Here is a 9,018-nt window from a genome sequence, read left to right on the forward strand (position 1 = left end):
CCGCTGAGCGAGAGGAGAGCGCATGTCCCCCTTCAACCCGACCCACGTCAGCCACAAGCAGGTTGAGGCCTATCCGATTGCGGCGGCTGAGTTCCAGGCCGACGGCTCGGGCAAAGTCGGCGTGAACCATCCGGAGCACGGCTACCTCGTCGTCCCGGTCCCTGCCGGCTTCCTGCGCCGCCCCGGTGCCGTGACCGAGGGCGACATGCTGGTGCGGTACGCGCCGACGGCAGAGGAGCCGCACGGCTACCTCTCGCACTCGCCGCGCGCGGTGTTCGAAGCGGGCTATGCAGCGATCGGCGGGCAGGCTGAGCCTGCCTCCGGCGCGAAGCGGCTGTCGATGGCGGATATCCAGTCCGTCATCGTGAGCGAGAACTATCACCGCGTTCCGGGCAGCACCTTCATGGTGTGCTTCCTGACGCTCCGGAACGGCTTCATCGTCACGGGCGAGAGCGCTTGCGCCGACCCAGATGCCTACGATCGGGCGACGGGCGAGAAGTACGCCCGCGCGAACGCCGTCGAGAAGATCTGTACCCTCGAGGGCTACCTCCTCCGTGAGCGGCTTGCCGACGAAGCGGCTGCCGCGCGCGGCCAGCACGACGCTGTGCAGGTCGCCTGACGATGAGCGCCCTCGCCGATCTGAGCGACGCCAGCCTCGCCGACCTGATCGACACCGTGCGCGACGAGATCGTGCGCCGGAACGAGCTGCTGCGGAGCAACGCGTCGCCGTCGGCGAGGAGCCTCGTGCAGTGCCGGCGGTATGCGCTGCTCGCGCTCGGGCAGGCGGAGGAGCGGCTTCGGGCCGGCGCGGCGACGGATCTGCCGGCGGTGGCTCTCCCCGCGATCGACGAGCCCCGCGTGCCGCGGCGCCTGCCGGGCGGTCGCTACCACCCCTGAAACGCGAACCGCCCGGCCTGCTGGGGAGCGGGTGCCGGGCGGTCTGAAGTCTTCCGTTGGAGAACGTCATGGGAAACACAAGTCGCCGTCGCGCGCAACCCAACTCGTCCGCCGCCGATATGCTTCGATCCTTCGCGGAGCGAATTGTTCGGCTGAAAGAAGAGATCAAAGTTTTTCAGGCGGACATCAAGGACATCAGGAACGAGGCGGGAGCGCAGGGCTACGACAAGAAGGCCCTGATGCTCGTCGTCGCTCGGATGATGGAGGATTCGGCGGATAAGGCGGCGCGTCAGGAAACGGCCGCCCTTGCCGACGTCTATCTCGCCAGCTTGGGGATGCTTGACGGAACGCCGCTCGGCGATGCTGCCCGCCGCCGCTTCGACCCGATAGACGATCCTGCCGACGGCATGGCTGAGACGGACGAGGGCGCGGACCGTGACGACGACGGTTCGCTTGGTGGGGAGCATGAGGATGCGTCCCCGCCGTCCGGAGCGATGAGCGAGGAGACGATCGCGGCAGCGCGCGAGGAAGGCTCTGCCGCGGCCGAGGCCGGCGAGCGCGTGTTCGCGAATCCCTACGTCGCCGGCGATCCGCGGCGCGCCGCCTGGGACGAGGGCTGGTGCGTCCGCAAGGGCTCCGACGGCATGGAAATCCCGGACGCCTTCCGCCGGAAGAAGAAGTCGGCGGCGGATGACGCGGGCGATGAGGCCTCGGCATGAGGCCCGTCCGCGAGATGACCCCGACCCGTATTTCGCGCGGCCGCGCTGCTGCGGAAGAGGCGAGCGCCGCCCAGCGATTGCGCACGGAACTCGGCCCCCTGGCAGATGTGCGCGAGTCGAAGGACGCGGAAGAGCCGATCCTCGGCGTTCGGGTGCGCGCCGCCATCCTCGGGTGGCTGGCTGAGATCCACGCTGCCGACGACCTAGCGGCGGTCGGTGTGAAACCGCGCAGCACGGCCCTGCTGTACGGGCCGCCCGGCTGCGGGAAGACGACGCTGGCCCACCATCTCGCTGCGCGCCTCGGCCGGGACTCTACGATCGCAGCGACGCCGGAAATGGCGGTGCGCCGGGTACGGTGGCCGACAAGGTGAACGGTCAGATGGCCGGACATCGCGCCAAGGCTTCGGCCTTCCTCGGCGGCGACGCGGCGATGACGATGCCGGCCGAGACCGCGACGGCGGCGCCGGTCGCCTCCGGTCGCTTCGGCTTCTCCGGCATCGAGCCCTCGGCCGCGCCGGCGCCGACGATGGCGACGCCCGACCCGAAGAAAGACGACGGGCTCGACGCGGCCTCCATCCTCAAGATGCTCGCGGGCGAGAAAGACCTCGGGTCGCTGGCGGCGCCGGCAGCGGGCGGCGCCACCGCCGCCCCAGCGCCGCCTCCCATGGTGCCGATCCAGCGACGAGCCGCCCCCTTCGACCGCGACGCCTTCCTCGCGCTGCTGCGCCGCTGACCTGACCCGATTCCGCTGAAGGCCTGACCGACCTGCACGCTGCCAGCGCTGCGGGAACGGACGGTCGCGCGCTTGGAGCCCGAGATGACCGGCCTTATCGACTTCTCGATCTTCGCCGCGGAGAACGAAACCGCCGCCCCGCCAGTCAACTGGAAGGAGGGCATGCCGGCGAACGCGGTCAACAACTCCGCCCGCGAGATGATGGCGGCGCTGGCGCGGTGGCGGGCCGATGACAGCGGCATCCTCGGCGCGACCATCTCCGGCAACGCGGTCTCGGTCGCGACCCTACAGGGCTTCACGGCCAAGCACTTCAATGATGCCTTTCGCCTCTCGTTCGCGCTGCCTTTGGAGAATACCGGTCCCGTCACCCTCAACGTCGACAACACCGGGCCGCGCCCCTGGGGGCGCCCGCGGGGCTTCGAGTTCGCGCCGGGCGACCTTCAGATCCTCGTCACGCACGACGTGATCTGGGTGCCGGTCATCGGCGCCTTCATCTCGCGCGCGCCCTCGATCGACACGCCGGGCCAGATCGGTATCTTCGCAACGCCCAACGCGATCCCGCCCGGCTGGGTCGAATGTGATGGCCGAGAGCTTTCGCGCGTCTCCTACGCCGCATTGTTCTCGGTAATCGGCACGGCCTACGGCGCCGGCAACGGCTCGACCACGTTCAACGTCCCGGATGCGAGCGGGCGCACGATCTTCGGCCGCGACAACGGCCGGGGACGGCTGACCGGCGCTGGCGGGCTCGGCGGCAATGTCGGCAATGCGGGCGGCTCCGAGACCGTGACGTTGAGCGAGGCGCAAATGCCCTCACACGGGCACGCCGGCTCCACGGGTGGCGCCGGCGGACACGATCACGGCGGCGGTACCGGGCTGGCCGGCCAGCACAGTCATGGCGGCGCGACGGGGAACGCGGGCGGTCACAATCACACCGGCACGACCGGCGGCGCGGGCGCGCACAGCCATGGCGGCACCACCGGCAACGCCGGCAACCACGTGCACAACCAGAACTATGAGCGGCTGAGCATCTACGGCGGCGGCGGGCAACTGTCCGCCGTGAGCCAGCTCTTCCCGCCGGGAACGAACTCAGCGGCGACCAGTGAAGCCGCGGGCGTGCATCAGCACAGCTTCACGACCGACCCGGTTGGCGACCACACCCACAACTTCACGACCGCGGGCGTCGGCGACCACGCGCACACAATCGGCGCTGACGGCAACCACGCCCACACGATCACGGGCGTTGGCGACCACACCCACGCGGTGAGCATCTCGAATGCCGGCGGCGGTCAGGCGCACCCGAACATGCCGCCCGGCCTCGTCGGCGTCATCGCCATCAAGGGCTGACCTGCCCTCCTCCTGACAATCGGACATCTCGCATGAGCGTCACCGACTGGTCCCCCCAGCCGAGCGGCAACGCCGCGGCCGATCGCACCATCCCCGCGCGCGACGGCATGGCCGGTCGTGAGTTTCCGGAGGCGATCCGCGGTCTGATGGCCAAGGCGGCCGCCCTCGCTCTCGACCAGGGCGGCGCGCTGATCTCGGGCGGCGTCGGGAATTTCTACACCGTCGCCACGAACTCCAGCTTCGGCGAGATGAAGCCGGGGGTCGCTGTGTCGTTCACAGCAAACCGCACGAACACGGCCGGCCCCGTCCTGTCCGTGGACGGGAGTGAGCCGCGGCAATGGATCGACGCCGATGGCGCCGTCTTCGCCGCGGGCGACGTCAAGCCGGGACAGATTTACTCCGTGGCCTGGATTGCTTCCGGGCCCGGCGGACTTCCGGCCTGGAAGACGTTCGGCACCGCCCCAGCATCCGTGGGCAAGGCCGTCGCGGCAGCAGTGCAGCGCGGGCACACTGTGGTTCTCGATAAGAACTATCAGGTTCTCCCGACAGACGTTCAGGTCGGCATGGCCGTGCTGACGGCACCGCGAGTCGTTTCCCTAGCTGACGTGGATACATTCCCGCTTGGCCAGGATCTCGTGATTGCGGATGAGAGCGGCGCCTGTTCCGAGACGCTGACGATAACGATCCAGCCCGGCCCCGGCACGGGCGACATCATCGGCGGCCCCGAAGGCGCCACTACGATCGTCCTTTCCTCCGCCTACCAAGCCGTTCGCTTCCGCCGCGGCGCCGCCAACCTGTGGATTCGCCTGTGATGAAGCGCTTCCTCGTCTCTCTCTTCGCCCTCGTCGCTCTGACGGCGCCTGCGCTCGCCCAGACCCGCGCCCTGCCGCCCGGCGAGATCCGCGCCAACGGCGACATCACCTTCGGCAACGCACTGAAGCTCGGTAAGCGCGACGCCGGCAAGACGATCATCACGCCCGACACGCTGCAGATCCTGGGCTCCGGCTCGACCGGCCCCGTGGATGGCATGAACGTCACCGCGCCCGGCACGGCGACGGCCCGGTCGCTCGCGGAGCGGGCCGGTGACCGCCGCAGCGCCAGGGACTTCGGCGCCAAGGGCGACGGCGTGAACGATACGTCGGCGCTGTCGAACTATTTTGTGGGGGTCTCGGACGGTCAAGCGGTGCGCTTCACGGCCGGTGTCTATCCGACTTCTGCCACGCAAACGGTCAGCAGCAAGACCTTCATCGCGACGGGCGAGGGCAGCCGCCTGACGCGCCTGCGCAAGATCGGGAACGGCGACGGACTGACCGTCGTCCTCGATGACGGCAAGCAGTCCGCAGACCTGCGCGGCGTGACAATCGACACGACCGGGTACAACTCCGGCACCGGCTACACCGCGGGCTATTACAAGCTCGGCTTCGATGATCGCGCCAGCACCCGCGCCGTGTGGGATGACGTCGAGTTCACCGGGGCCAACTCCAGGACGCAGGGCTGGGGTACGCTCGCGCACCTCCTCAACATCAACGGACTGACCTCGTCCAAGCTTCAGCTCAACGGCATCGCCCCGCAGAGCACTGGCAGCATCGACGAGGCGCAGCACAACATCACGAAGACTGGGGTTCTCTGGGACGGCACCGTCTATCCGACGGACGGCCTGTTCTCGCAGACCCGCGCTTACAGCCTCGGAACGGTGTTCAAGGTTGCGGGCGCGGCCGAGGGGATGAGCTGGCATCAGTTCACCTCGGTTTATGTCGGCACCTTCCTGGATTGGACGCCCGACTCCGGCTTCGGCGGTCGACCGCACCTCAGCCTCCAGAATGGCCATGCCGCGGTTTACGAGAGCGTCGCCAAGATCGGAGCGGTGCAGAACGTCTGGATCAAGGACATTCTCGGCTATCACATCGGCACACGCGACGGCGTACTGCTCAACCTGACCGATGTTGCCGATACCGTGATCGACGGCAACCAATTGCTCAAGTTTGCTACTGGAACGGCAAAATCAACCGGACTTGTTCTGGCTGGAACGAACACCCGCAATGTCAGGGTGTCGAAAAATCACTTCGGTGGAACGGCCAATCCGCTCGACGTTTGTGCCTACATCGCCGCAGGAACGCCGGGCGTCACCATCGCCAACGACAACTATTGGAACTGCGCGACCGACATCGACGACAGAACCAATGGTCTCGTCCAGTACGGCGGCCGACGCGATGTCTTTCAGATGGCGGCCAGCGCCGGCCAGTCCCTCCCGAACGACGTCGAGACGGTCATCAAGTACGACGCCGCGAACGGCGACAACTTCCTCGGCATGATCCGTAACGCGGACGGTTCGTTCACTGTCCCGCCGGGCAAGGGGATCCGCCGGATCACCGTCACCCCGATGACCTTCTTCGGGAACAGCGCGGTGGGCTCGCGGGCCATCCGGGTGACCAAGAACAACGGCGCCGTGCCGTGGCTGCACGACATCCGGTCGGCCAATGGCAACGATGCATCCACCCTGTCGTCCATGGTCATCCCGGTCGTTCCGGGTGACGTGATCCGCGTGACGGCCCGCCAAAACTCGGGGGGCGCGCTGCCGCTTGCGGGGCTTGGCTACACTCAGGTGACGATCACCGAAAACTGAGGCGGGGCCGGGCGTCGATCCGGCCCGTCTCCGCTCGCCGCGCCACCCGGCCAAAGCCTTCATCCCACGACAATCGGACCCGCCATGTTCCTGCAACGCCTCTCGGTGCGGGCCGCTCTCGCTTGCCTCGTGCTCAGCGTGATGCCGGCCCGCGCCGAAATCGCCTCATGGTACGGCCCCGGCTTTCACGGTCGGCTCACGGCCAACGGCGAGCGCTTCGATCAGAACGCGCTCACCGCCGCGCACCGGAGTCTGCGCTTCGGCACGCGCGTGCGGGTCACGAACACCGCCACCGGCCGCTCGGTGGTCGTGCGCATCAACGACCGCGGCCCGTTCGTCGCCGGCCGCTCCATCGACCTCGCCCGCGGCGCTGCCCGCGTCATCGGCTGCGGCACATGCCGCGTCGCGCTTCAGCCCCTCTGACCCGCACCGCGCCAGGAGCACCGATGTCCCGCCTCGCCTACTATTTCGACTTCGTGTCGATGCCGGTGCTCGCGCTGGCGCTGATCCTGTTCGGCGGCGCCACGCTGCCGGGCATCGTCGTCGGCCTCGCCGCCTGGACGTTGGCCGAGTACGCGATCCACCGCGTGCTGTTCCACCGCCTGCCGCTATTCAAGGCGGGCCACGACGAGCACCACGCCAAGCCGTCGGGGCGAACCGGCGTCACGTCCTGGCACTCGCTTCTCGTGTTCGGGGCGCTGTTCCTGCTGCTGCCGGCGGGCACGCTTGCGGGCCTCGCCCTCGGCTACCTCGCCTACATCGCGGCCCACCACGCCATCCATCACTGGCGGATCGCGCCGGGGCACGTGCTCTATGCCCTGAAGATCCGGCACGCGATGCATCACCGCGGTGACGAGGTGAACTTCGGCGTCGTCACCACCCTGTGGGACCGCACCTTCGGGACGTACCGGCCGCCCGCCGCTCGATCTGCTCAATAGCCGCGCCACCGCTGCGCCGCCGCCCCCCTCGACAATCTGGAGAACCCGATGGCCGCGAGCCTGAACCGCGCCGCCTTCTATGCGGCCGTGCGCGCATCCCTGTTCGACGGGCGCCTGAAGTCCTCGCAGGTCACCGGCATGGACGCGATCCTCGACGCTGCGCCCTCACTGCTCGGCACCACGTCCCTCGGTTACTCGCTGGCGACCACGTTCCACGAGACGGCGCGCACCATGCAGCCGATTGAGGAATACGGCCGGGGCAAGGGCCGCGCCTACGGTCCCACCGGCTTCTGGGGCCGCGGCTTCGTGCAACTCACCTGGGAGGTGAACTACGCCAAGGCGACCGCGCGACTGCGGCAGCTTGGCATCCTGCGAGCGGACGAGGATCTGGTGACGACGCCTAAGCTCGCGATGCGGCTCGATGTGGCGGCGGCCATCCTCTTCTACGGCATGGTCGAGGGCTGGTTCACCGGCAAGAAGCTTGCCGACTATTTCGGGGGCGGTCGCTACGAGCCGGTCGGAGCCCGCCGCATCATCAACGGCACCGACAAGGACGACCTGATCGCCGGCCAGTGCGGTCACATGGTCGATGCGCTGCGCGCCGCCGGGCATTCGGTGATCCCGACCGTAGTGAGCCCGCCCGCCACCCCCAAGCCGGGCTTCCTCGCGCGGCTCGCTGCCACCTTCACCGGAAAGGCCGCCTGATGTTCCCCGCCCTTCGCCGCCGGGCTCGGCGCTGCATGGCCGCGATGCGCGGCTACAAGGTCTATGCGGCGTCGGCCGCGCTCGCCTCCATCGATCTCGTGCCCGACCTGCTCAACGCGACGGCCGGCGTGGATTGGACGCCGCTGCTGCCGGAGGGATGGGGCGTGCGCGCGGCCGGCTGGCTGGCTGTCGCGCGCCTCGTCGCGCCCATCGTGAAGGCGCGCCTGCGGAAGCCGCCGGCCGATTCGATGGGCGGGCCCCGCTGATGTGGTCCCTCATCCTCTCGGTTCTGCCGGGGCTGGCCAGCAAGCTGCTCGATTTCGCGAACAAGCGGGCCGACTCGGATCTCGCGCGGCATCAGGCGGACGTGGGCGCCGACGTCGCGACCAACACGCAGACGTTTCAGGCCTGGATCGTCGCCCAGCAGCAGGTCGCCGCCGCCCGCAATGCGGACCGCGCTTCCCTCCTCACGGCGTGGATGATGCCGCTCGCGTTCGGGATCGCCATCACCCACTTCGGCGCCGTCACCTTCGACTGCTTCCCGTGGCCGGGGCACGAGGTCGGCTCCTGGCGGATCGCGGCGATGCCGGGGCCGTACCTCGAAATCCAGAAGACGATCATCTGGGCCGGCGTCGGGCTGGTCGGGCTGCTCGGTGTGAAGAAGACGTTCGCGCGGTAGCGCCGCGCCAAGGATACCGCCATGGACACCTCGTTCCTCGCCACCGGCCCGATCGCATGGGTGCAGGTGTTCGCGCTCGCGATCTTCCTCGTCAGCCTGGGGAAGCTCGCCGATTGGGTTGTCGGAAAGGTGAAGGGCGGGACCGCTGCCGCCGTCTCGCCGCTCACGATCGACATGGCGGCGGTGAAGATCCAGGTCGCGGCGCAGAACGAGGCCCTGCACAACTTCAAGGTCGAGGTCGCCCGAACCTACGTCACCGGCGACGTCATCACCCGGATGGAGCGCCGCATCGACGACCTCGTGACCTCGATGCGCGAGGAAATGGCCGCGACACGCCGGGAGATGCTTCAGGCCATCACAGGGCGCCGGCCCGACTGACC

14 protein-coding genes are annotated in these 9,018 nt (G+C 68.7%); all 14 read left to right on the forward strand.

The window, feature by feature from the left end; genetic code table 11:
- Positions 1 to 22 precede the first annotated feature (22 nt).
- The 14 genes from HNR51_RS05615 (at position 23) to HNR51_RS05680 (ending at position 9,016) form a co-directional block, all read left to right on the forward strand.
- Positions 23 to 619, forward strand: coding sequence for a Gp49 family protein (locus HNR51_RS05615; RefSeq protein ID WP_239681449.1), 597 nt, complete (start codon positions 23 to 25; stop codon positions 617 to 619).
- Positions 620 to 621: 2 nt separating this feature from the next.
- Entirely contained in the window at positions 622 to 897 is a 276-nt protein-coding gene (locus HNR51_RS05620) for a hypothetical protein (RefSeq protein ID WP_182554251.1), read from the forward strand.
- A 68-nt stretch (positions 898 to 965) separates the two neighbouring features.
- A complete protein-coding gene (locus HNR51_RS05625) occupies positions 966 to 1,616 on the forward strand; it encodes a DUF2312 domain-containing protein (RefSeq protein WP_182554252.1) in 651 nt (216 codons plus the stop codon).
- Positions 1,617 to 1,630: 14 nt separating this feature from the next.
- A complete protein-coding gene (locus HNR51_RS05630; protein WP_182554253.1) occupies positions 1,631 to 1,987 on the forward strand; it encodes an AAA family ATPase in 357 nt (118 codons plus the stop codon).
- 8 nt (positions 1,988 to 1,995) lie between these two features.
- On the forward strand, positions 1,996 to 2,349 hold the full coding sequence (locus HNR51_RS05635) for a hypothetical protein (RefSeq protein WP_182554254.1): 354 nt from the start codon (positions 1,996 to 1,998) through the stop codon (positions 2,347 to 2,349).
- Positions 2,350 to 2,421: 72 nt separating this feature from the next.
- Positions 2,422 to 3,693, forward strand: a complete 1,272-nt coding sequence (locus tag HNR51_RS05640; RefSeq protein ID WP_182554255.1) for a phage tail protein — start codon at positions 2,422 to 2,424, stop codon at positions 3,691 to 3,693.
- Positions 3,694 to 3,725: 32 nt separating this feature from the next.
- Positions 3,726 to 4,505 carry a hypothetical protein gene (locus HNR51_RS05645; protein ID WP_182554256.1) on the forward strand — a complete coding sequence of 260 codons (780 nt, stop codon included), beginning with the start codon at positions 3,726 to 3,728 and terminating at the stop codon, positions 4,503 to 4,505.
- Positions 4,505 to 6,316, forward strand: coding sequence for a pectate lyase family protein (locus tag HNR51_RS05650; RefSeq protein WP_182554257.1), 1,812 nt, complete (start codon positions 4,505 to 4,507; stop codon positions 6,314 to 6,316). The genes HNR51_RS05645 and HNR51_RS05650 overlap by 1 nt, the downstream gene beginning before the upstream one ends.
- A gap of 84 nt (positions 6,317 to 6,400) precedes the next feature.
- Complete coding sequence (locus HNR51_RS05655; RefSeq protein WP_182554258.1) at positions 6,401 to 6,739, forward strand: septal ring lytic transglycosylase RlpA family protein; 339 nt, start codon at positions 6,401 to 6,403, stop codon at positions 6,737 to 6,739.
- A gap of 23 nt (positions 6,740 to 6,762) precedes the next feature.
- A complete protein-coding gene (locus HNR51_RS05660) occupies positions 6,763 to 7,254 on the forward strand; it encodes a sterol desaturase family protein (RefSeq protein ID WP_182554259.1) in 492 nt (163 codons plus the stop codon).
- Between the two features lie 48 nt (positions 7,255 to 7,302).
- A complete protein-coding gene (locus HNR51_RS05665; RefSeq protein WP_239681448.1) occupies positions 7,303 to 7,959 on the forward strand; it encodes a lysozyme family protein in 657 nt (218 codons plus the stop codon).
- Positions 7,959 to 8,225 carry a hypothetical protein gene (locus HNR51_RS05670; protein WP_182554260.1) on the forward strand — a complete coding sequence of 89 codons (267 nt, stop codon included), beginning with the start codon at positions 7,959 to 7,961 and terminating at the stop codon, positions 8,223 to 8,225. The genes HNR51_RS05665 and HNR51_RS05670 overlap by 1 nt, the downstream gene beginning before the upstream one ends.
- Positions 8,225 to 8,638, forward strand: a complete 414-nt coding sequence (locus tag HNR51_RS05675) for a hypothetical protein (protein ID WP_182554261.1) — start codon at positions 8,225 to 8,227, stop codon at positions 8,636 to 8,638. The genes HNR51_RS05670 and HNR51_RS05675 overlap by 1 nt, the downstream gene beginning before the upstream one ends.
- A 21-nt stretch (positions 8,639 to 8,659) precedes the next feature.
- Entirely contained in the window at positions 8,660 to 9,016 is a 357-nt protein-coding gene (locus HNR51_RS05680) for a hypothetical protein (protein ID WP_182554262.1), read from the forward strand.
- Positions 9,017 to 9,018: the final 2 nt, after the last annotated feature.

Origin of the sequence: Methylorubrum thiocyanatum, from assembly GCA_014138645.1 — a bacterium.
Lineage (GTDB): Bacteria > Pseudomonadota > Alphaproteobacteria > Rhizobiales > Beijerinckiaceae > Methylobacterium > Methylobacterium thiocyanatum.